We start from the raw sequence: 21,128 nt of genomic DNA on the forward strand, positions 1-21,128 counted from the left end.
TTAGTATCATTGATAGTGTCAATAATACTTAAAATGGAATTCATGTTTTATCGACATAGATTCGGTAATAATTAGCCCGTGAGGGTTTAAGTGGTGGTTATGAAATTGACAATGAATGCTGTATGTCGTGCTGTGACGAGAAATTATCGTATGGGGCTTATTGCTGCATCCCTTTTGGTATCGAGCCAAGTGAATGCAGAGTCGGTTCTATGTGATGCCACTCAGGCAAGCACCAACCAATTGCCACAGCTAGAGCAATCATGTCCGATCGGTAAGGGTGTGTGGGGTAGCAAGGCACCTAAACGTCATTCCGATAACGAACTGTTTTGGGTTCAATGTGGTCTGCTGAATAAGCCTTTGTCATTGAACCGAGCAAAGCCCCTGTATGAGAAAATCTCGACCAATGTTTGGATGAAGCCTGAAGGCGGAGACTACCGTTGCTTAATTGGTCCTTACTCTACCTTCTCTGATGCGAGAAAAGATCTAGCTCAGGTGCGTAAAGTCCCTGGTTATGGTGAAGCCTTTATTCGTATGGTCGACAAGTCGAAAACCTCATCACAACCTATTGTTGCGAAAACGGCAGAACCAAAAGCTGTAAAGCCTAAAGCCCCTGTAAAACCAAAGGTAGAAGCTAAACCAGCCCCAAAACCTGTGGCTGTTAAGCCAGCGGCTGCGGTAACGAGCGCTGCTGCCATTCAGACGCTACCAAGTGGTAATGCGAGCTCAGACAACGATCTAGAAATCGAAATTCGCGTGAAAGCAGACGTTGCGGGTAGCCAATATGCAATTCCTTACCTTCTAGACCATCAACAGCAGTTCTATATGGAGCAAGGTAAGCCTTGGAGCCGCCTAGACTACGGCAGCGCTGAATTGGTGTGTAATAAGGTCAACATGAAGTTGATGAGTGAAAAGCAATGGCAGAGCATTTTGAACTCAAAGGTGATGGAAAAACAGAACTGGCCAATGCATCTACCTTATTGGGGCGCAGACAAGAAAGGTCTGTTTACCAACGGTAATGTGAACCAATTGAAAGGGTCTTCACTGCTCAACGTGATGTGTGTGAAGTAGCGACGACTGTTGCAATACCAAACAAGCCTCAGCCTTTGCTGGGGCTTTGTTGTTTATCCGCCCTTATTTTTCAACATCGCTCGACTTATCGGCACTCGTTCTTAAAGACGAATTTGATTAAAAATCGCTAAAAGTTGTTCAAATGGCACAGCTGGTGCGTAGAAAACCATAACTAAAGCAATAAGGTGATTGAGATTATGAGTTTTAAAAAACGATTAGAAGACGTGGCTCCACGCTTCGAAGCCGGAGGTAAGTACGAAAAGCTTTACCCTGTGTATGAGGCTTTCGCGACCATATTTTATACGCCTGGCAACGTAAACCAAGGCTTGACCCATGTTCGAGATAGCATCGATCTTAAACGAATCATGATTCTGGTGTGGTTAGCGACCTTTCCTGCGATGTTCTGGGGCATGTATAACGTCGGGCATCAAAGTGTCCTCGCGTTAACCTCCAGCTATCAACCCAGCGAACTTACTTCTGTTATCGAAAACAGCTGGCGTCTGTCATGGGCATTTGGTGATGCACCATCATTGATGGTAAGTGGTTGGGGAAGCCAGATGCTTCTCGGTGCTCTCTATTTCCTACCCGTTTATGCCACGGTATTTGTGGTTGGTGGTTTTTGGGAAGTCTTATTTGCGGTTGTGCGAAAACATGAAGTCAACGAGGGCTTCTTTGTTAGTTCTGTGCTATTTGCCTTAATCCTCCCGCCTACCATTCCGCTATGGCAAGCCGCATTAGGTATCACCTTTGGTATCGTTGTTGCTAAAGAGCTGTTTGGCGGTACAGGACGAAACTTCCTTAACCCTGCACTGGCAGGCCGTGCGTTTCTCTATTTCGCCTATCCTGCCAACATGTCGGGTGGTTTAGTTTGGGTTGCTGCTGACGGTTATTCCGGTGCTACGCCGCTGAGTCAGTGGTATGAGGGTGGTAGTACATCTCTTATTAACAACATGACTGGCGAGGCGATCACTTGGATGGATGCCTTTGTCGGTAACATTCCAGGCTCGATGGGTGAGGTTTCTTCACTGCTTATCATGCTGACGGGGCTGATTTTGATTGCCATGAAGATAGCTTCTTGGCGAATTGTCGCTGGTGTGATTATTGGTCTTGTTGCCACATCGAGCTTGATGAACTGGATAGGATCAGAGACTAACTCAATGTTCTCGATGCCGTTCTACTGGCACTTTGTGTTGGGTGGTGTTGCCTTTGGTACTTTCTTTATGGCGACAGACCCAGTATCCGCCGCGTTTACCAATCAGAGCAAATGGGCCTATGGTATTTTGATCGGCGTTATGACAGTCGGTATCAGAGTGCTTAATCCAGCTTACCCAGAGGGCATCATGCTGGCTATCTTGTTCGCGAACCTGTTCGCACCATTGTTCGACTTTATTGTGAAAGAGCAAAATATCAAGCGCAGACTGAAACGGACATCGCGTTGATTTAGGTGTAGAAGAGGGAAAATGAATCCCATAAGAAAGGCTTGCATTGATGCAAGCCTTTCAATTTTTATCGCAATTGATTTGAAGTTGACTCAACTCCACTTCAGATCAATCTCGAAAGGTTGTGTATTATCGCAATGCTCACCGCACATTTCGTCGTAGGCACTGTTATGAATCAGCATTGCAGATGCTACGGCTTGGTCGCTAAAGTGATCGCGTGCTTGGTTAACACTCAAAAACTTCATTGGGTGCTGGTGGTCATCTTTGATTAATTGCTTTTGCTCGCCAACGACTTGGTAAGCCAAGTAGATCCCGCCTTCAAATGATTCAATTAGTAGATTCATCACAAACTCCATTGCTGTTCTAGATAGGTCTTTGTTTTGGTATCTACGTTAATAGTTGTTTGAAGGTTCATGTAGCTTAGAAATGAAAAAAACCAGAAGCATAGCTTCTGGTTTCTGATTAAGTCATCAAACTAACTCAGCGGTTAGTTGATTTTCTGCATGATACTAACACGACCATCGGTGTTACCTGTGTTATCCATCTTACGGCGAATAAGTAGGCCTTCATCCCAGTTGGTGCCAGCCGGTTGGTATTCCCATTTAACGAAGTATTCATCGTTTGAGTTACAAGACGAGCCTGCAACGTAATTGTCTTGGTCGCAGAAACGAACAACGGTGTTCAGTTCTGTTAGTGTCGCTTTAGAAGCTCGGCCTGTTTGACCAAACCACCAGTAATCGATAGCACCTAACTCCGCGTAGGTTGCATCAAACTGCCCCATATCTTCTGGCGAAGATTGGCCGCCGTTATCGCTGCCACACTCAGAACCTGATGTCGTTACTTTTGTTGCGCCGAACACCATAGTACTCACTGCAACTTCGCCATTGTCACAGTACTCTTTCGTTTCCCATGTACCAGTGAAATCTACGTAACGTTCAGAATCTTTTGTTGGAATTTCGTAGTAGTAAGCCACACGCTCTGTTACGCGAGATGGGCTATTGCTAGCGTCGCTCCCCAGTGTTTCTTTCTTAACGATCTCAGAATAAATGCCAGTTACAGGATCGAAAGAGCCAGAAGTAGTATCACGAATCCAGTTTGATGTGTCGCTGTCTTCATCTTTGTCATCCCAGATATTGTTTGCTGTGTAGTGATTCAAGTCAGATGCTTTTTGTGCATCAAATGGCTTCCATCCTTCGATGTCTTTGGTTGTGAACTCTTCATCAACTGTTGCTGATTGATATAAATCTCGTAGTTTGTAGGCAAACGCGTTATTCAATACAAATTTGCTATCAGGTGTCATTGAGCCATTTGTTTGGTCTACAGCACCATCCTTGTTTGTATCACAACCTTGTAGCTTCGAGCTGTCTTCATCTATCCATTGATGAGCAGAGTTAGATACACATGTTAGATATTGCTCAGCAAAGCTTTCTGATAATGAATAGTCGTTAGATCCCGAAAACAAAGTGACTGAGTCCGCAGAGTTTACTTTGAACGTCATCTCGGTCATGCCGCGAGTACGCTTGAACATTTCCTCTTCCATGAGTTTGTCTGCGTGGACGTATATGAATTTGTCGGAGTTCTGGGTGACATCAATGTAACGAAGGAATTTGCCAGCAGTGATAAATGGATTTGCAGAGTCACTACCGCGTTCCATTGAGCCAAACGCAGACTGCATATGAGTCAGAGCGTCGCCTTCTGATGTGATATTTGCAGAGTCAACACCCATCGTATCTAGGAAATCAGTTACGCTAGCACGATCATCAAGACTGAGGTCTTTCATCTTCAATAACGTAGCAGTATCAGGAGCACGTAGCACGTCTGGAATTGTCAGTACTTCATCTGAAGTGCTACCAAACTGGTTATCCAGAGATTGAAGTAGAATTGCTAGGTTAAGTGCGCGAGCGTATTTTCCCGCTGCTTCAAATGGAGTCAGTACATCACGGTTTGATGCCGCACCTACTTTTAAGCCGCTTTCACCACCGATGAAGAAGGTAACCGTGTCGCTAGTTTTAGCTGTAAACTCGCCTTCACTATTCGTAACGCCGCTTAAGCCAGAACTAGTGTTGTAGTAGATACCTTCAACAGCTGCATCGATAAATTTGTTGGTTGTCGGTGGTTCTGTCGGTGTTGTTACACCTGAATTCGAACTATCACTCCCACAACCTGCTAAGCCTAGCGCCACCGCAGCCGCTAATAACGTTACCTTTTTCATTACTTTTATCCTTATTCTGAACAGTAATTATTTTTAGGTTAATTAAGATATGCGGCGTTTTTACCTTTGTAGAGTGGCTTACACAAGACACGAAATTTGAGTGAAATTCCGTAAATTATTTTTTAATAAATTGGGTTGTGGTGTGTGTTTATTTTCCTCATTAACCAACAGCGAGAAAATTTTAAATCCTTCTCAATTAGGCTGTCACTACAGGCCAGTAGCTGGCTAATTTCTTGAGTTTGAAGGCCCATAAGGTATTTCAGTTTGAATGCTTTTGATTGCCTTGGGTAACTCAAAGTAAAGTGGTCAACAACCTTATCTATAATGATCAGTTGTTCGAAATGCCTCTCTTCTTGAGGGGGAACTTTTGCAGGGTGTTGACGTTTTTTAGCTTGTTGGCGACGAGCGTTATCGATGAGTATTTGTCGCATGATTTTTGCTGCCATCAACATAAAGTCACGAGTATCTTTTATTGATTGGGTATCGGAAGAAGAGAGCTTGAGGTAAGCATCGTGAACTAACGCCGTTGTGTTGTTGATGCTATTCCAAGACATCCAACAGCTTTGCTCATGCCTGGTTATACTTCTCTTTCTCTCTTCTTGAGCGAGTGTATAGAGGTGAGCGTAAGCGAACTGATAGAGTTTTTCTTCTGCCCCTTTATGCCCAGCTTTCCAATCGTTCATGACCGATTCTATATCGGTTAGGTGGTTACCCATGTTTAGCAGTTTCCTTTTTTTGATTCTGAGCGAACAGCTTGTGGGGCGATTATTTGCAACAATTTCGTCTTTGTCTTTGTTGGTATGTCTGGGTCTCTTAAAACAGCTTTATGCGTATGTTTGAGCACCGTATTGATTGATATCTTTGTTCTACGGCTGTCTTTTATTTGCGAAAGTGTTCGGACAAATTGCTTTGTCACTCTTTCTGAAGCGCGTTTCTCTATTTGAAGTTGCTGGCTTTTTTTGATTAAAGGCGTGTAGAAACCTACACCACACCATATGAGTGCGGTAGACAAAGCACATTGAATAGGATGGCGCTGGCATAACTTCAGTGCTGAATAAAATGGTTGGTCTTGATATGCGGAGATCGGGCGGCAAGCGATCAGCTGCTGAATGTCGTTATGCAATTCATTGGTACTTGTGTAGCGCAATGAGGCGTGACGTCGAGTCGCTTTTTGAATGATGCAATTTAAGTCACCCTGCCTTAGTTGCAACTTAGGAAACATAAAGCTCAATATTTTTCCTAGGGAGTAAATATCACATTGAGCTGTGGGTGGGCTTCCGTTGACTTGCTCAGGGCTAGCGTAATCGTGGCTGTAGGCACTGATACTGAGTGGATGCTCTGATAATTGGTCACAGATTCCTCTCATTAAATTAAAGTCTAGTATCTTGGGGTGACCTTCACTGTCTATGAGTATATTTTCTGGCTTTAAGTCAGTATGAAGTACTTGGTGTCTGTGGGCGTGCGAGATAGCCGCGCATATCTTTAAAAATAGATTGAGCTTTTGGGTGTAACTCAAACGGTAGGTAGCAAGGTACTCATTTAACGTACAACCTTTAATTTGCTCCATCACGATGTAGACAGACCCTGCATGTGTACCTCCGTCGATCACCTTGGTTATATATGGGTGATTCAACGTAGCAAGTGCTTGTGCTTCTTGAAACAGATACTTTTTATCTATGAGGTGGGATAACGCAGGTTGAATGAGCTTTATGGCAAGATCTTGATGGAATGTCTTATCGACTCGAGTTGCAGCATAGACTACACCAATACCGCCACGTCCTATTTCGTAAGATAAGTGGTACTTATCAATGTATGTATTAGAAAAGTTAGTTTTTTTATCCGTAACTTGAAGGGCATTTACACCAAATATATGTGTAAGAGGATCTACATTTGAAGTGCAGATAAGGGGATAAAGTTTGTTATACAGTTCGACTTGGTGTGATTTTAATTCTTTTAGGTACTTTGCTTTTTCTGTCTCAGATAGATCCAATAATTGATAAAAAAGTTTGGTTATATGGGTGTTGGCTACTGACATTGTCGCTTGTTCAATAATTATTATGAACGGGATTCTATAAGTACGAGCTATATATTTTGCTGAGATTTGACAATCTTTTATAATTTTTTATATGTCGGTGCGGTGTACGTTCTTTTTTTGTTCAAGCGGACATAAAAAAGCAGGCCTAAGCCTGCTTCTCGTTTCAATCTTACTGCTTGCGATTAACGCATAGTAACAAATTCTTCGCTGCCCGTTGGGTGAATCGCCACAACAGAGTCGAAGTCTGCTTTGGTTGCGCCCATCTTCATTGCAACGCCGAAGCCTTGAATCATTTCATCAACCGTGAAGCCGATGCCGTGTAGGCCAACGACAGTCTCTTCTTCGCCAGCACATACTAGCTTCATCTTACAAGGTTGACGGTGCTTGGTTACTGCTGTGTACATCGCAGTGAAGCCCGATGTGTAAACCTTGATGTTGTCTTTGCCATACTGCTCTTCAGCTTCTTGAGTCGTTAGACCAATTGTGCCGATAGGTGGGTGGCTGAATACAACAGTAGGAACTAGGTTGTAGTCCATCTTCGCGTTGGTTTGACCGTTGAATAGACGCTCAGAAAGCTGACGACCTGCTTTAACTGCTACAGGTGTTAGCTCGATGCCGCCTTCCATGATGTCACCAACACAGTAGATGCCAGGAACGTTAGTCGCTTGGAACTCGTCTACCTTTATGTAGCCACGGTCGTTCGTCTCAACGCCCGTTGATGCTAGGTTGATAGCGTCAGTCGCTGGGTGACGGCCGATAGCCCAGATTAGGTGGTCAACGTTTTGAGTGTTGCCGTTCTCTAGGTGTAGAGTCAGTGTGCCATCAGCTTCTTTCACTACTTCTTTAGGCACAGAGTGCGTGTGAAGTGTTGGACCTTCTGCTTCCATTACCTCAACCAACGTTTCAACGATCATTGGGTCGAAGCTACGCAGTGGAGACTCTTTACGGCAGAACAGGTGTGTTTCTGTACCAAGTGCGCTTAGTACGCCTGCGATCTCAACTGCGATGTAGCCTGCACCGATAACCGCAACGCGTTTTGGTTGCTCCATTAGCTCGAAGAAGCCATTTGAATCGATGCCGTATTCTGCACCTGGGATGTTTGGAATCGTTGGACGACCACCGACTGCGATCAGGATGTGATCGGCCGTGTAGTGTTCACCGTTAACTTCAACCGTCTTTTCGTCAACGAACTTAGCGAAGCCTTTGATTACGTTTACTTTGTTGTTGCCTAGTACGCGGTCGTAAGATTGGTGGATACGACCAATGTACGCTTGGCGGTTTTCAACTAGCTTGCTCCAGTTGAAGCCTTTTACGTCTACGTCGAAGCCGTAATCTTCAGAGTATAGGTTGATAGCTTCAGCAACTTGAGCACCGTGCCACATTACTTTTTTAGGAACACAACCAACGTTTACACAAGTACCACCAAGGTCTTGAGCTTCGATAAGTGCAACCTTTGCACCGTGCATTGCTGCGCGGTTTGCTGATGCGATGCCGCCTGAACCGCCGCCGATACAGATGTAATCAAAATGAGTCGCCATTACTTTCTCCATTTATTGAAGGCTGTGGGTACAGTGAGAGCACTGAACACCTACGTCCTATAGATTCTTAAATTGTCTAATTATTATATTGAGGGCAGATCGGTTGAACTCAATCTCCCTGTTTAAAATTTATTCGTGTACGTCACAATCTGCCGAATATTCGTCAGGCTATGACGTTAATTTCGAGATTACTCGGGTACGATCCACTCTACTTTGAAGTGACCGGTTGCCGGCGCAATTGCTTCCTTCAGGAATGGAAGAATCTCTTTCATTTGACTTTCTAGCTTCCAAGGCGGGTTGATAACAATCATGCCTGATGCTGTCATGCCGCGCTCGTTGGTGTCTGGTGATACGCCAAGTTCGATTTGTAGAATCTTGTTGATGCCCAAGCCTTCTAGCCCTTCGATCATGTCTTCGATGTCACAGCGGTTTACTACCGGGTACCAAATTGCGTAGATACCGGTTGCCCAGCGCTTATGGCTTTGAGCAATGGCTGTTACGACATCACGATACTCTTTTGCTAGCTCGTAAGGTGGATCGATCAGTACCAAACCACGACGCTCTTTTGGTGGCAGGCTACCCTTTAAGCGCTTAAAACCATCTTCTTTGTAGATAGATACCTGACGATCGCGGTGGAACTCTTGCTCAAGCAGAGGGTGATCGGCAGGGTGAAGTTCTGTCAGTACCATGCGGTCCTGGTCACGCAGGTGCGCACGTGCAACACGTGGAGAGCCTGGGTAGTAACGCAGTTTCTCGCCATTATTTAGAATGGAAATAGACCCAAGGTAGCTTTGAATGTCTTCAGGAAGGTCTTTTTGCTCCCACACGCGAGCAATACCTTGTTTGTATTCACCTGTTTTTTCAGACCATTCATGCGTTAAGTCGTAACGACCTACACCAGAGTGAGTGTCATGGTAAACAAAAGGCTTATCCTTCTGTTTCAAAGAATTAAGAATAAGGCTCTGTACGATATGCTTTACTACGTCGGCATGGTTACCTGCGTGGAAGCTGTGGCGATAACTTAACAAATTAAACTCTCGTAACACTCTCGATTTAGAGTGTGGTTAGTGTAGGTGGGGGTAATCTGACTATTATAACCCTCAATGGACCATAAATTCTCGAACAATTCAGGAACAGTCGCTAGCAATATGCAGTTAGTTATTGGTTCTACTATTGAAATTTGCCTTGTTGGGCACTATTTAATAACTATTCGCAGGTGATTTTTTAGGGCGAACTTTAGCCTGATGACTGTAAGACGACCTCATTACAAAAAGACGAAAGTCTCTAACGCCAAAGGAATGTTTATATGTCTAATCCGCTATTAACCTTCACGGACTTACCTCCGTTTTCACAAATCAAACCTGAGCATATTAAGCCAGCGGTTGAGCAAGTGATTGAAGCGTGTCGCAACAAGATAGAACAAGTACTTGAAGGTAATACTTCGCCAAGCTGGGACAACCTAGTTGCTCCAATTGAAGAAGTGGATGATCGTTTAGGCCGTGTTTGGTCACCAGTAAGCCACATGAACTCGGTTGTGAACAGTGACGAGTTGCGTGAAGCGTATGAAAGCTGTTTGCCTCTGTTGTCTGAGTACGGCACGTGGGTTGGTCAACACAAAGGCCTGTTTGAAGCGTACAAAGCGATCAAGGCGAGTGAAGCATTTTCGGCATTAAATCGAGCTCAACAAAAAACCATTACCGATGCACTGCGCGATTTCGAACTGTCAGGCATTGGCTTACCAGCAGACGAGCAGCACCGCTATGGCGAGATCAGTAAGCGCCAGTCTGAGCTAGGCTCTCAATTCTCAAACAATGTGCTTGATGCAACCATGGGTTGGAGCAAGCAGATCACAGATGTAGCTGAACTGGCAGGTATGCCTGAATCAGCACTGGCGGCAGCGAAAGCAGCAGCGGAATCTAAAGAACAAGAAGGTTACCTACTGACTCTAGATATCCCATCATACTTACCTGTGATGACTTACTGTGATAATCAAGAGCTGCGTAAAGAACTGTATGAAGCGTATGTAACGCGCGCTTCAGATCGTGGTCCAAACGCAGGTAAGTGGGATAACACTGAGATCATTACTGAGCAACTTAAGCTGCGCCACGAGATTGCGCGCATGCTTGGCTTTAGCACTTACAGCGAAAAATCACTGTCTACTAAAATGGCAGAGACGCCAGACCAAGTACTTGGCTTCCTAAATGACCTAGCAGTAAAAGCAAAACCGCAAGGTGAGCGTGAAGTAGAAGAGCTACGTCAGTTTGCTGAGAAAGAGTTTGGTGTCTCTGAGCTAAATCTGTGGGACATCGCTTACTACAGCGAGAAACAAAAACAGAACCTATTCGAGATCTCTGATGAAGAGCTTCGTCCTTACTTCCCTGAATCGAATGTGGTTTCAGGTTTGTTCGAAGTACTAAATCGTGTGTTTGGCATGTCGGTAACAGAGCGTGAAGGCGTCGACACTTGGCATGAGTCAGTGCGCTTCTTTGATATCTTTGATGCGACTGGAACACTGCGTGGTAGCTTCTACCTAGATCTATACGCTCGTGAGCACAAACGTGGCGGTGCTTGGATGGATGACTGTCGTGGTCGTCGTGTTACTGAATCTGGCGAACTGCAAACACCGGTCGCTTACCTAACGTGTAACTTCAACAAGCCAGTTGGCGACAAGCCAGCGCTGTTTACCCACGATGAAGTAGTGACTCTGTTCCATGAGTTTGGCCACGGTATCCACCACATGCTGACGCAAGTAGAAGCGGGCGCAGTTGCGGGTATCAATGGTGTGCCTTGGGATGCGGTTGAGCTGCCAAGCCAGTTCTTAGAAAACTGGTGTTGGGAAGAAGAGGCGTTGTCGTTCATCTCTGGTCACTTCGAAACGGGTGAAGCGCTGCCAAAAGAGATGCTAGAGAAGATGCTAGCGGCGAAGAACTTCCAATCTGCGATGTTTATCCTACGTCAGCTAGAGCTTGGTTTGTTCGATTTCACTTTACACACAGAATACGACCCAGAAGTGGGTGCTCGCGTATTAGAGACGCTAGCGGATGTGAAGTCTAAGGTATCGGTACTGCCAAGCCTGGATTGGAACCGCTTCTCGCACAGCTTTGGGCATATCTTTGCTGGTGGCTACAGCGCAGGTTACTACAGCTATCTATGGGCAGAAGTATTGTCTGCAGATGCGTTCTCAGCATTTGAAGAAGAGGGTATCTTCAATACTGAAACCGGTAATCGTTTCCTAAACAACATCCTTGAAATGGGTGGCAGCGAAGAGCCGATGGAGTTGTTCAAACGCTTCCGTGGTCGTGAGCCACAAATCGACGCAATGCTGCGCCATGCGGGAATCAACGCGTAATTGCTATCATTTCCGTAACTGCGGTAGTTGCTTAGCTTTATTGCGAGTTAATAGCGAAAAGAGCCTCTAATTAGAGGCTCTTTTTTGTCTGCGCATCATGCCAAACAAATCGAATGAAGGTTATGGATTCACATTGCGGTTGATAGGGTTCTGTAATGAAATCAGAGTCTCTGTCGACTGAACTTCATCAATCGCTTGCAGCTTATCGATCAATACAAACTGCAGCTCTTCTATCGACTTACACATCAACTTAACGAAAATGTTGTAAGCACCGGTGGTGTAGTACGCCTCAACCACTTCATCTAAGGCATTCAACTTCGCGATCGCAGAGTGGTAATCTTTGGCTGCATTAAGGTTGATGCCAATAAAACAACACACGTCGTAACCGAGCTTTTTGGTGTTAACCACAACTTCCGTTCGCTCAATAATGTCGGCCGATCTCATCTTTTCGATACGAACGTGAATCGTCGCAGGGCTGACATCGAATTGCTTTGCCATTTCAGCATAAGGAGTACGTGCATCTTCCATCAAGGTTTTGAGGATGGCACGGTCTAGATCATCGAGACGAGCTGTGGTTGTGGACATGCATAATCCTTAGATTGAATGAAAAACATACCGGCCTGAGTACACATCATAGCCAAGGGTGATAATATTAGCAGTAACTATAGGGTTAGGGTGAATTCAGTGCGATTTTCGTTATTTTTTATTGTGATGTGTTGGAGTGTGTTTGCTTCAGCTCAGACAAAGGATGTATTGGTGATCCACTCCTACCACCAAGGCTTTTTTTGGACAGATGATTTCCATAAAGGATTATCAGATGAGCTCGATCGTGACGGGCTGTCTTACCGTGTGGTTTATCTCGATAGTAAACGCACTCAAAACCCAGAATACCTAGAGCGCGTGTATCAGCTTTATCATACCAAGTTACTGCATGAAGAATTTGCAGCAATTGTCGTTAGTGACAATAACGCGCTCAACCTAATGAAGCGCCTTGCGCCCGATCTTAAAGATACGCCAGTGATCTTTGGTGGCATCAACAACTTCTCCCCTGAAATGATCGAAGGTTTGAACGCGACGGGCATCACCGAAGATATCGACTTAGTTGGCAATATTGAGCTAGTTAAGCGTATTCAATCTACCGTAAAGAAAATCTACATTGTTACTGATCACTCGGTCACGGGTGAGGCGATTCGTTCTCAAATCGATTTGTTCATCAAAACCCATCCCGATTTTTCTGCTCTCGTTGAGCACTATGTGCCGGATTCCTACCAAGAGTTAATGAAATTTTCTCAACGTGCTGATCTAGGCAAGAGCTTGTTGTTTTGGGCGTATTACCGCGATGCGCAAGGTAGAGTGAGCAGTGATGAAGATTGGCGACAACTGAATATCAAGACCCAAACGCCATTGTACATGGTGCACGATCTAGGGCTAGGTTTTGGTGCGATTGGTGGCGTGATTCAAAGCGGAGAAACGCAAGGCCGAGACACCGGGCGCGTATTGTTGAGTGTACTGAAAAACCCCAAGGCACCATTGCCATTGGTGGTTGCTGGCGCGCCAGAAATCAAACTTGATTACCAACAGATCTCAAGATGGGGTTTGGGTGCCGAGAATGAAGCCTCGGTGACCTTCCTCAACAAGCCAAAGTCATTTTTAGTACGCTATCGCGATGAAATTCGCACCATAGGCTTGCTGTTTTTGGTTATGTCATGTGTCATCGCAACTTTGGTGTATTACCTCAATCGCCTTAAAAAAAGTGAGCGTGCTAGCCGCCAAAGCCAACTGTTGCTGGAGTCGATATTCGACCAAAGCCTGCAGTTTATGGGGATCATCGATAAAGGCGGTGTGCTGCTGTCGAGTAACAGCAAGCTGCATGAGCTGCTTTATAACCAAGGCTATAAACTTGGAACACCTCTGCAAAAACATCAACACTGGGAAGAGTCCGCGCGAGAAGTGCTGACAGAATACTTCATGGCAAAAAGTGAGCATCCAGCTTTACGATTTGAGGCTGAGGTATGGTGTCGGGATCGCGGTGCGATGGTGTTGGATATTTCGTTGAAACCGATGCCGGGCACTGAAGAAGACGTTCAGTTCCTATTTGAAGCGCGTGATGTCACTTCGCGTAAGCTCGCTGAGAATAAGCTGTTCCAACGTGAAGCAAACCTAAAACTCTATTACGACAAACAGCCCGTAATGATGATTACCTTGGATGGCAATAACCGCATCCAACAAGTGAACCAGTTTGCCGAAGAGCTGTTGGGCTACCCTCTCGATAAGTTGCTAGGCCATCGTCCTAGAGAGTTCTATGTTGATGAGAACGCGATGATTCCTCGTCATATCTTGTTGCAGCCTCAGCATAAGATCCGTGGGGTGTGGCGTCGTGATATCGAATATCGCCATGCCGACGGCAGCAAGATCTGGATTCGTGAAAATATCCGCCCGCTGGTGGAATCTGATCAGCTATTGATTGTGGGTGAAGACATCACCGAAACACACGAACTATCAGCAAAGTTAGAGTATCAAGCACAGTACGATTTGCTGACTGATACCTTTAACCGCAACCACTTTGAGCAAGAGCTGCAAAAAGCGCTCAAAGAGGTTGAGAGTCATATGCGAACTCACGCGATGTTGTTCTTAGATCTAGACCAACTGAAAGTATTGAACGACACCGCTGGGCATGAAGCGGGTGATGCCGCGATCTTGTTTAGTGCGCAACTGCTCGAAGATGTGCTGCCATACAATGCGGTGTTGGCACGAATGGGTGGTGACGAATTTGCCGTACTAATGAAAGATTGTACCGAACGAGACGCCGTTAATGTGTGTCGCAGTATTATCTCGATGATGGGTGAGAATCCGTTCTTGTGGGATGATATTCGCTTGAACTTGACCTGTTCGATTGGTATCCGATTGATTGACCACACCGCAGCCTCACCGCAGATGGTGCATGCTCAAGCCGATGCCGCCTGTCATGCGGCCAAAGAGGAAGGGCGTAATCGCTATAACCTTTACCATCAAGATGATGAAGATTTACGTCGTCGTCATTTAGAGATGGAGTGCGTGAACTTAGTGCATGAGGCCTTGGCTAACGATCGCTTAGAGTTGTTTGCGCAGCGTATTCTTGGCTTAGATGAAGACAGCGATAAAATGCACTTTGAGATCTTAGTACGCATCAAGAATATCAAAGGGGAATACATCTCCCCAGGGATCTTCATGCCAGCCTCAGAGCGTTATAACATCGCGCATTTGATTGACCGCCAAGTTGTCAGTCAAACCTTGAACTGGCTAGAGCAACGCCCAGAGGTTATTGAAGAATTGGGGATGTGCTCTATCAACCTTTCTGGCCATTCTATGGGTAATCGTGAGTTTGTTGAGTTCTTAATCGAAAACCTAAGCGATTCATCGGTGCCATGTCATAAGATTTGTTTAGAGATCACCGAAACGGCCGCCATGAGTAACATGAAGCAGGCGATCAAGTTCTTCACTCGCATTAAAGAGCTCGGCTGTATGATTGCACTGGATGACTTTGGCTCAGGGTTATCGTCGTTTGGTTACCTAAAGAAGCTGCCGGTCGATATTGTGAAGATTGATGGCTTGTTTGTACGTGATATTGATGTGAATGAGATGGACCATGTGATGGTTCGCTCGATCAATGATCTCGCGAAACAGATGGGTAAGCACACTGTGGCCGAGTTCGTTGAAAATACCCAGATTATCGACAAGCTGATCGAGCTAGGTGTGAACTACGCACAGGGCTACATCATAGGTCGACCTAAGCCACTGGCGGAGCTCATTGAAGAGTTAAGACAAGAACGTGAAATAGAGCAATTGGTTTAGGTAAACCTACTTTAGCTGGGAATACTTTTCACCGCTAATATGTATTGTTGAGGCAATCAGGTAAACTGGTTGCCTCTTTTGTTTTGAATACTACTGTCTGTTGGAGACGACCTTGCAACTACAACTGATTTGCGAAGATGCTACCCAAATCGATCATCTAAATGATTTAGCGACCCGTTGGAATTTATCTCACGATGAAAGCAGCGAATTTGCTTTGGTGCTGACTAGCGAGCGACTTGAGCTACGCAAAGTCGATGAACCAAAACTGGGTGCTATCTTTGTTGATTTAGTCGGTGGAGCGGTTGGACATCGACGTAAGTTTGGTGGCGGCAAAGGTCAGGCGATTGCTAAGGCGGCAGGTTTAAACAAAGGTGCAACGCCAACTATCCTAGATGGCACTGCAGGTTTAGGGCGTGATGCGTTTGTGTTGGCTTCTCTAGGTTGTAAGGTGCAGATGGTGGAACGCCACCCTGTTGTGGCGGCACTGCTTGATGATGGCTTACAACGAGCGCAACAAGACCCTGACATCGGTGGTTGGGTAAGTGAACGTATGAAGTTGATTCACGCTTCAAGTCACGATGCGCTAGATAAACTCTGCAATGATCCTGACTTCGAACAGCCTGATGTGGTGTATCTCGATCCAATGTACCCACACCCAGAGAACAAGAAGAAGTCGGCTTTGGTTAAGAAAGAGATGCGCGTATTCCAATCTTTAGTGGGTGCCGATCTGGATGCGGATGGTCTTTTAGAGCCAGCGATGAAGTTGGCATCGAAGCGAGTTGTAGTAAAAAGGCCGGATTACGCAGCATGGTTAGACGAGCAGAAACCGAGCATGGCAATCGAAACGAAAAAGAACCGTTTTGATGTGTATGTTAAAGCATCAATGACTTAGAGATACGCTAAGAAAATTTCCCGTCATAAATACGATAAATTGCCATTTAACACTTGCGATAGTCGCGTTACGGATGTATATCTAACTAAGAATCATTATTATTCTTAGATGGAGTTGTAGCATGGCTAAACGCTTTTGTAAGTTAAACCGTCGAGATATCACTGAGCACTTGGGCGAAATCCATAGCTTGGTTACTGAACCAAAGTTCGTGTGTCGTTCTTGCGCGCGTTCTTCGGTGGATCAAGCAAATCTATGCAAACCAACTGCAATTCCACCTCTTGGTTGTCAAAACAAGCCCGTTGAAGAGAAAGTTGCATGCGGCCTGTTAGCGGAAACATTACCCGCACCAGAGCTATCGCTTGCGGAAATCAACGAGACAATTGAGCCGAGCGTACAAATGTTCGATCCAGCCGCAGCTGATATTGCTCCTGAGCTTGTAAAAAAAGAAGCAGCGCAGAAAAAAGCCAAGCTGAAAAAACGGATGGCGAAGGCGAGCGGTGATGAGAAAGCTGAACTCAAACAAGCGAAGAAAGCAGCCAAGAAACAAGAGAAGTACAACAAAAAGCTCGCGAAGATGATTAAGAAGCAGCAAAAGCTGTTTAAGAAAAGCCAGAAATTGGAAAGTGACCTGGAACGCATCAACCTACAGCTTGATGATGTGGCCTTCACTGAAACCAAGACTCAGGTCGTGAGCCATAATCATATCCACTGAAGTTGATTCGAACGGTTTATTGCTACAGCGATGATTTAAAAAGAGCGACCTTAGGTCGCTCTTTTGCTTTTTGGGGTTACCTGAGCAAACTCATGCCGCTCATTTAAAGCCGTTAGGCGTTGCTTGCCGATCTTGCTACGCGTTTCTTCACCCAGGTTTCATTGACGAACAAAGAGAACAAGATAACAGCGCCACCAATAGATAATCGAACCAAATCGACATCTCTGTTCCAAATCAGGATATTCACCACAAGGCCCGCAGGCACTAATGCATTGTTCATCACCGCCAGCGCACCAGCATTCACCATGCACGCGCCTTTATTCCACATAAAGTAACCCAGCCCCGATGCAATCAAGCCAAGGTAGATCAGGATTCCCCATTGAAGTGTGGTGGTTGGCAGTTTCTCTGGATTGCCCAATAGCATGAAAGCAACCGAAGCAACACATAATGCTCCTAAGTAGAAGTAACCAAATACGGTTCTCTGAGGTAACTCGGTTGACTCCTTCTCCATCACCACCTTGTAGCCCACCTGACCGATAGCAAAGCACAGGTTCGCGCCTTGCACGACGAGGAAACCAACTAAAAAGTTTTCGTTGATGCCTGCGAATTTAATGAATACTGCGCCCAATACCGCAATTGCCGCTGTCACTAAGTACCACGGAGAGAATTGCCCTTTGAGGAAGTCATAAATCAGCGTGACGTAAATTGGCGTGAAAACGGTAAACAAAAGGACTTCTGGAACGGATAGCAGTAAGAATGACTGATAGTAGAAGCAGTACATCAGGCCGAGCTGGATACCACCAATTGCCATCAATTTAGCGATCAGCTTACGCGAGATGCCACGAAACTTTAGGAAAGGAAGAAATACGATGCCAGCAAGGGCAACACGCATTAAAACAGAGAACCAAGAATCAACCTGACCCGCAAGGTAAACACCTATCAGGCTAAAGGAGAAGGCCCATAGGAGGGTAACACCAGCTAAATAGCTCATAGTAAAACTTCGTTAATAAGATATGAGCTGTATGTTACCTAACCTTAAATCATTAGTCTTCTGAATCTCTTAGAGGCACGACCAGCATATCAACCGGAGATGCGTTGATCAGTTGTCGCGTTGAAGAAAGCAGCTTGCTCCAAAAATCTTGATGGTGACCGCAAACCACGAGATCAACATTGAACTCGTTGATGGTGTCACACAGTTCATGACTCAAATCACCACTGCCTACGAGGGTATGGGTGATCGGGTACTGAGCGTGCTCTGCAAAGTTTTGCAGCTGAATGCGAGACGCTTCCATCGCATTGTGCTGGGTTTCGGCCATGTTGATATCAATCAGGCCGGTGTAGAGCTCCGCGTAGTTAATATCGATATGGATAAAAGAGACTTTGGCTTCCAATGGCTTCGCCAATGCTACCGCTTTATCCACAATTAATTTGCTGTCATCTGATAAATCGACTGCGACCAAAATATGTTTGTAACTCATATCGCTACCTCCTTTATTCATTGTCTGATTAAAGATTAGCACTATGCGATGGCTTTTTTTGCTGAAGTGATCTCATATCCACTGTCTTGCGTAGTGACTGCCCGAAATATTGGTTAACTAATGGCCAGCGAGATATTCATTAAATAGTGATATAGTAGAGAAAATTGAGGATGTAATTAGGAGTCTTAAATGCTGTCAAAAACTATGGTTGAGCAACTGAATGATCAAATTAACCTAGAATTTTTCTCATCCAATCTATACTTACAAATGAGTGCTTGGTGTGAAGACAAAGGATTTGAAGGTGCAGCAGAGTTTCTGCGTGTTCATGCAGTAGAAGAAATGGAACATATGCAGCGTCTTTTCACTTATGTAAGCGAAACAGGTGCAATGCCAATTCTAGGCGCGATCGAAGCGCCAAAACACGAATTCGAAAGCCTTGGCGCAGTGTTCCGTGAAACTTATGAACATGAGCAGATGATTACTGAAAAGATCAACAAACTGGCTCACGTTGCTTTCAGCACACAAGACTACTCAACCTTTAACTTCCTGCAATGGTATGTTGCAGAGCAACACGAAGAAGAGAAGTTGTTTAAAGGTGTATTGGATAAGCTAGAACTTGTTGGTGAAGACGGTAAAGCACTGTTCTTTATTGATAAAGACCTAGCGCAATTGGCAAAAGATGGTTCATCTTCAATTATGGAAGCTCCTGCCGTTTAGGTAGTTCGAAAAAGACACTGATTATCTTTTTCTTTTGAGTTTTCTTATGAAGATGTAGGGAGGAAAGGATGATCAGCGGCGACACTATTCTATTTGCACTAATGGTTGTGACTTGCGTGAACTGGGCGCGTTATTTTACTGCGCTAAGAACGCTCATTTATATAATGCGAGAAGCACATCCTCTACTTTATCAACAAGTAGACGGAGGTGGTTTTTTCACAACCCATGGCAATATGACCAAACAGGTGCGCCTGTTTAGTTACATCAAAAGTAAAGAGTACCACCATCATCATGACGAAGTTTTTACTTCGAAGTGCGATCGTGTAAGGCAGTTATTCATACTCTCTTCTGCTCTGCTGGGTGTAACGTTGCTGTCTTCTTTCATCGTCTAATTGTTTAGTACGAGTGAAGTAGAAATTTGATTTTTGGTGTAACGCTCCGGTTGTCGGTTCGCTAAGCCCAGTAGTCGTTTGCTGCTGTCTGCAAATTGTACAATTGAACATCAATTGCAAAGTTTAAAATTGCCGCTAAAATAGCGAGCAATTAGTAAGGATGTGCTGTTTATGCACATCCTTTTTTATTGATGGCATTTCGAGAACAGGGTGTACTCGAGCTGCAAAAGTGAAGAAAAGCAGAACCACATGAGTGAAAAATTTGATGTAATCGTAATTGGTGCGGGCGCCGCAGGCTTAATGTGTGCTGCGGAAGCTGGTAAACGTGGCCGACGAGTGCTGGTGGTTGATCATGCAAAGAAACCAGGCAGAAAAATTTTAATCTCAGGTGGCGGTCGTTGTAACTTCACTAACTACGATGTTTCAGCAAATAATTTCTTGTGTAACAACCCTCACTTCGTGAAGTCAGCCCTGTCTCAATACACTAACTGGGATTTTATCTCGATGGTGAGCAAGTACGGCATTGAATTCGAAGAGCGCGATCACGGCCAGCTGTTCTGTGTGAATGACCACACCGCAAAAGACATTGTGAGCATGCTGCTTGACGAATGTAAGCAAGCAAAAGTTGAACAACGCTACCGTTGCGACGTTCATTCTATCGAAAAAACAGACTCTGGCTTCAAAATGCACCTCAATACCGACGAAGTTGAGTGTGATTCATTGGTTGTAGCGACTGGCGGTTTATCCATGCCTAAGCTGGGCGCAACGCCATTTGGCTACAAGATTGCCGAGCAGTTTGGTTTATCAGTGATGCCGACTACCGCAGGCTTAGTGCCATTCACTCTGCATAAAGAAGATAAAGAAGCGTTCGCTGAGCTTTCTGGTATCGCAATTCCTGCCGAGATCACGGCGCAAGACGGTACCTTGTTCAAAGAAGCGCTGCTGTTTACGCACCGCGGCTTATCTGGCCCTTCGGTACTGCAAATATCGTCGTTCTGGAAAGCGGGTCAGTCGGTTTCGATTAACCTGGTACCAGAAGTGGATGTCGCTGAGCTATTGTCTAACTCTCGCGAGAAGCACCCAAATCAGAGCCTAAAAAACACCTTGGCGAAGGCATTGCCAAAGCGCTTCGTGGAAGTGTTGATCGACCGTAAAGAGCTAGAAGACAAGCCGCTCAAGCAGTTTAATGAAAAACAGTTGAATGCCATTGTAGAACACCTAGAGAACTGGAAAATCGCGCCAAACGGCACCGAGGGTTACCGAACTGCCGAAGTAACCCTAGGCGGTGTGGACACCAACCATCTATCTTCAAAAACCATGGAATGTAAGAGCGTCTCTGGCCTCTACTTCGTTGGTGAAGTGATGGACGTAACAGGTTGGCTTGGTGGCTACAATTTCCAATGGTGTTGGAGCTCTGGCTTTGCAGCAGGTCAGTGGGTTTAAGCTGTTTTGGAACAATAAAGTT

General features: G+C 45.2%; 17 protein-coding genes and 1 pseudogene. 9 read left to right on the top strand and 9 right to left on the bottom strand.

Features of this window, described 5'->3' with window-relative positions; genetic code table 11:
* Window positions 1-99 precede the first annotated feature (99 nt).
* Together BCT34_RS21330 and BCT34_RS21335 are read left to right on the top strand one after the other, a co-directional pair.
* Entirely contained in the window at window positions 100-1,068 is a 969-nt protein-coding gene (locus BCT34_RS21330; protein ID WP_076654464.1) for an SPOR domain-containing protein, read from the top strand.
* A 197-nt stretch (window positions 1,069-1,265) separates the two neighbouring features.
* The gene (locus BCT34_RS21335) at window positions 1,266-2,507 is read left to right on the top strand and encodes an NADH:ubiquinone reductase (Na(+)-transporting) subunit B (protein ID WP_076654463.1); all 1,242 of its coding nucleotides are present in this window, start codon (window positions 1,266-1,268) and stop codon (window positions 2,505-2,507) included.
* Between the two features lie 92 nt (window positions 2,508-2,599).
* Here the strand turns inward: BCT34_RS21335 and BCT34_RS21340 are convergent.
* The 6 genes and pseudogenes from BCT34_RS21340 to BCT34_RS21365 all read right to left on the bottom strand — a co-directional run.
* Window positions 2,600-2,866, bottom strand: a pseudogene (locus BCT34_RS21340) (DUF6482 family protein); the annotation flags it as partial.
* Between the two features lie 128 nt (window positions 2,867-2,994).
* Window positions 2,995-4,719, bottom strand: a complete 1,725-nt coding sequence (locus BCT34_RS21345) for a hypothetical protein (protein WP_076654461.1) — start codon at window positions 4,717-4,719, stop codon at window positions 2,995-2,997.
* Between the two features lie 122 nt (window positions 4,720-4,841).
* The gene (locus tag BCT34_RS21350) at window positions 4,842-5,435 is read right to left on the bottom strand and encodes an ECF-type sigma factor (RefSeq protein WP_076654460.1); all 594 of its coding nucleotides are present in this window, start codon (window positions 5,433-5,435) and stop codon (window positions 4,842-4,844) included.
* A 2-nt stretch (window positions 5,436-5,437) separates the two neighbouring features.
* Complete coding sequence (locus tag BCT34_RS21355; RefSeq protein WP_076654459.1) at window positions 5,438-6,754, bottom strand: serine/threonine-protein kinase; 1,317 nt, start codon at window positions 6,752-6,754, stop codon at window positions 5,438-5,440.
* A gap of 182 nt (window positions 6,755-6,936) precedes the next feature.
* Window positions 6,937-8,292, bottom strand: a complete 1,356-nt coding sequence (gene gorA / locus BCT34_RS21360) for a glutathione-disulfide reductase (RefSeq protein ID WP_076654458.1) — start codon at window positions 8,290-8,292, stop codon at window positions 6,937-6,939.
* A 188-nt stretch (window positions 8,293-8,480) separates the two neighbouring features.
* Entirely contained in the window at window positions 8,481-9,320 is an 840-nt protein-coding gene (locus BCT34_RS21365) for a 23S rRNA (adenine(2030)-N(6))-methyltransferase RlmJ (RefSeq protein ID WP_076654457.1), read from the bottom strand.
* A 278-nt stretch (window positions 9,321-9,598) separates the two neighbouring features.
* Here BCT34_RS21365 and prlC point away from each other — a divergent pair, with 278 nt between their 5' ends.
* Window positions 9,599-11,641 (top strand): oligopeptidase A, encoded by a 2,043-nt coding sequence (gene prlC / locus BCT34_RS21370; RefSeq protein WP_076654456.1) that lies wholly within the window; start codon window positions 9,599-9,601, stop codon window positions 11,639-11,641.
* Between the two features lie 120 nt (window positions 11,642-11,761).
* On the opposite strand, the gene asnC is transcribed toward prlC, so the two are convergent.
* Window positions 11,762-12,226, bottom strand: coding sequence for a transcriptional regulator AsnC (asnC, locus tag BCT34_RS21375; protein ID WP_008218581.1), 465 nt, complete (start codon window positions 12,224-12,226; stop codon window positions 11,762-11,764).
* A gap of 126 nt (window positions 12,227-12,352) precedes the next feature.
* On the opposite strand from asnC, the gene BCT34_RS21380 reads away from it, so the two are divergent.
* The 3 genes from BCT34_RS21380 (at window position 12,353) to BCT34_RS21390 (ending at window position 17,076) form a co-directional block, all read left to right on the top strand.
* On the top strand, window positions 12,353-15,472 hold the full coding sequence (locus tag BCT34_RS21380) for an EAL domain-containing protein (protein WP_076654455.1): 3,120 nt from the start codon (window positions 12,353-12,355) through the stop codon (window positions 15,470-15,472).
* Between the two features lie 112 nt (window positions 15,473-15,584).
* Window positions 15,585-16,364, top strand: coding sequence for a class I SAM-dependent methyltransferase (locus BCT34_RS21385; protein ID WP_076654454.1), 780 nt, complete (start codon window positions 15,585-15,587; stop codon window positions 16,362-16,364).
* 121 nt (window positions 16,365-16,485) lie between these two features.
* On the top strand, window positions 16,486-17,076 hold the full coding sequence (locus tag BCT34_RS21390; RefSeq protein WP_076654453.1) for a hypothetical protein: 591 nt from the start codon (window positions 16,486-16,488) through the stop codon (window positions 17,074-17,076).
* A gap of 112 nt (window positions 17,077-17,188) precedes the next feature.
* Here BCT34_RS21390 and BCT34_RS21395 read toward each other — a convergent pair whose 3' ends face one another.
* Entirely contained in the window at window positions 17,189-18,067 is an 879-nt protein-coding gene (locus BCT34_RS21395) for a carboxylate/amino acid/amine transporter (protein ID WP_076654452.1), read from the bottom strand.
* Between the two features lie 52 nt (window positions 18,068-18,119).
* Window positions 18,120-18,554 carry a universal stress protein UspA gene (gene uspA, locus BCT34_RS21400; protein WP_017631982.1) on the bottom strand — a complete coding sequence of 145 codons (435 nt, stop codon included), beginning with the start codon at window positions 18,552-18,554 and terminating at the stop codon, window positions 18,120-18,122.
* A 189-nt stretch (window positions 18,555-18,743) separates the two neighbouring features.
* Here uspA and ftnA point away from each other — a divergent pair, with 189 nt between their 5' ends.
* From ftnA to BCT34_RS21415, 3 genes are all read left to right on the top strand, one after another.
* Window positions 18,744-19,271 (top strand): non-heme ferritin, encoded by a 528-nt coding sequence (gene ftnA, locus BCT34_RS21405; RefSeq protein WP_017066029.1) that lies wholly within the window; start codon window positions 18,744-18,746, stop codon window positions 19,269-19,271.
* Window positions 19,272-19,339: 68 nt separating this feature from the next.
* Entirely contained in the window at window positions 19,340-19,663 is a 324-nt protein-coding gene (gene uspB, locus BCT34_RS21410) for a universal stress protein UspB (RefSeq protein WP_009848060.1), read from the top strand.
* Between the two features lie 249 nt (window positions 19,664-19,912).
* Window positions 19,913-21,106, top strand: coding sequence for an NAD(P)/FAD-dependent oxidoreductase (locus BCT34_RS21415; protein WP_076654451.1), 1,194 nt, complete (start codon window positions 19,913-19,915; stop codon window positions 21,104-21,106).
* The last annotated feature ends 22 nt before the right edge of the window (window positions 21,107-21,128 follow it).

Origin of the sequence: Vibrio sp. 10N.261.45.E2, from assembly GCF_002875705.1 — a bacterium.
Lineage (GTDB): Bacteria > Pseudomonadota > Gammaproteobacteria > Enterobacterales > Vibrionaceae > Vibrio.

Excerpts from the sequence above, each read along its gene's own strand:
- ftnA (WP_017066029.1), top strand. The coding sequence starts at position 18,744 with ATGCTGTCAAAAACTATGGTTGAGCAACTGAATGATCAAATTAACCTA.
- uspA (WP_017631982.1), bottom strand. The coding sequence starts at position 18,554 with ATGAGTTACAAACATATTTTGGTCGCAGTCGATTTATCAGATGACAGC.
- asnC (WP_008218581.1), bottom strand. The coding sequence starts at position 12,226 with ATGTCCACAACCACAGCTCGTCTCGATGATCTAGACCGTGCCATCCTC.
- BCT34_RS21415 (WP_076654451.1), top strand. The coding sequence starts at position 19,913 with ATGAGTGAAAAATTTGATGTAATCGTAATTGGTGCGGGCGCCGCAGGC.
- BCT34_RS21390 (WP_076654453.1), top strand. The coding sequence starts at position 16,486 with ATGGCTAAACGCTTTTGTAAGTTAAACCGTCGAGATATCACTGAGCAC.
- BCT34_RS21380 (WP_076654455.1), top strand. The coding sequence starts at position 12,353 with ATGTGTTGGAGTGTGTTTGCTTCAGCTCAGACAAAGGATGTATTGGTG.
- gorA (WP_076654458.1), bottom strand. The coding sequence starts at position 8,292 with ATGGCGACTCATTTTGATTACATCTGTATCGGCGGCGGTTCAGGCGGC.
- BCT34_RS21345 (WP_076654461.1), bottom strand. The coding sequence starts at position 4,719 with ATGAAAAAGGTAACGTTATTAGCGGCTGCGGTGGCGCTAGGCTTAGCA.
- BCT34_RS21395 (WP_076654452.1), bottom strand. The coding sequence starts at position 18,067 with ATGAGCTATTTAGCTGGTGTTACCCTCCTATGGGCCTTCTCCTTTAGC.
- BCT34_RS21350 (WP_076654460.1), bottom strand. The coding sequence starts at position 5,435 with ATGGGTAACCACCTAACCGATATAGAATCGGTCATGAACGATTGGAAA.
- BCT34_RS21330 (WP_076654464.1), top strand. The coding sequence starts at position 100 with ATGAAATTGACAATGAATGCTGTATGTCGTGCTGTGACGAGAAATTAT.
- BCT34_RS21355 (WP_076654459.1), bottom strand. The coding sequence starts at position 6,754 with ATGTCAGTAGCCAACACCCATATAACCAAACTTTTTTATCAATTATTG.
- prlC (WP_076654456.1), top strand. The coding sequence starts at position 9,599 with ATGTCTAATCCGCTATTAACCTTCACGGACTTACCTCCGTTTTCACAA.
- BCT34_RS21335 (WP_076654463.1), top strand. The coding sequence starts at position 1,266 with ATGAGTTTTAAAAAACGATTAGAAGACGTGGCTCCACGCTTCGAAGCC.
- uspB (WP_009848060.1), top strand. The coding sequence starts at position 19,340 with ATGATCAGCGGCGACACTATTCTATTTGCACTAATGGTTGTGACTTGC.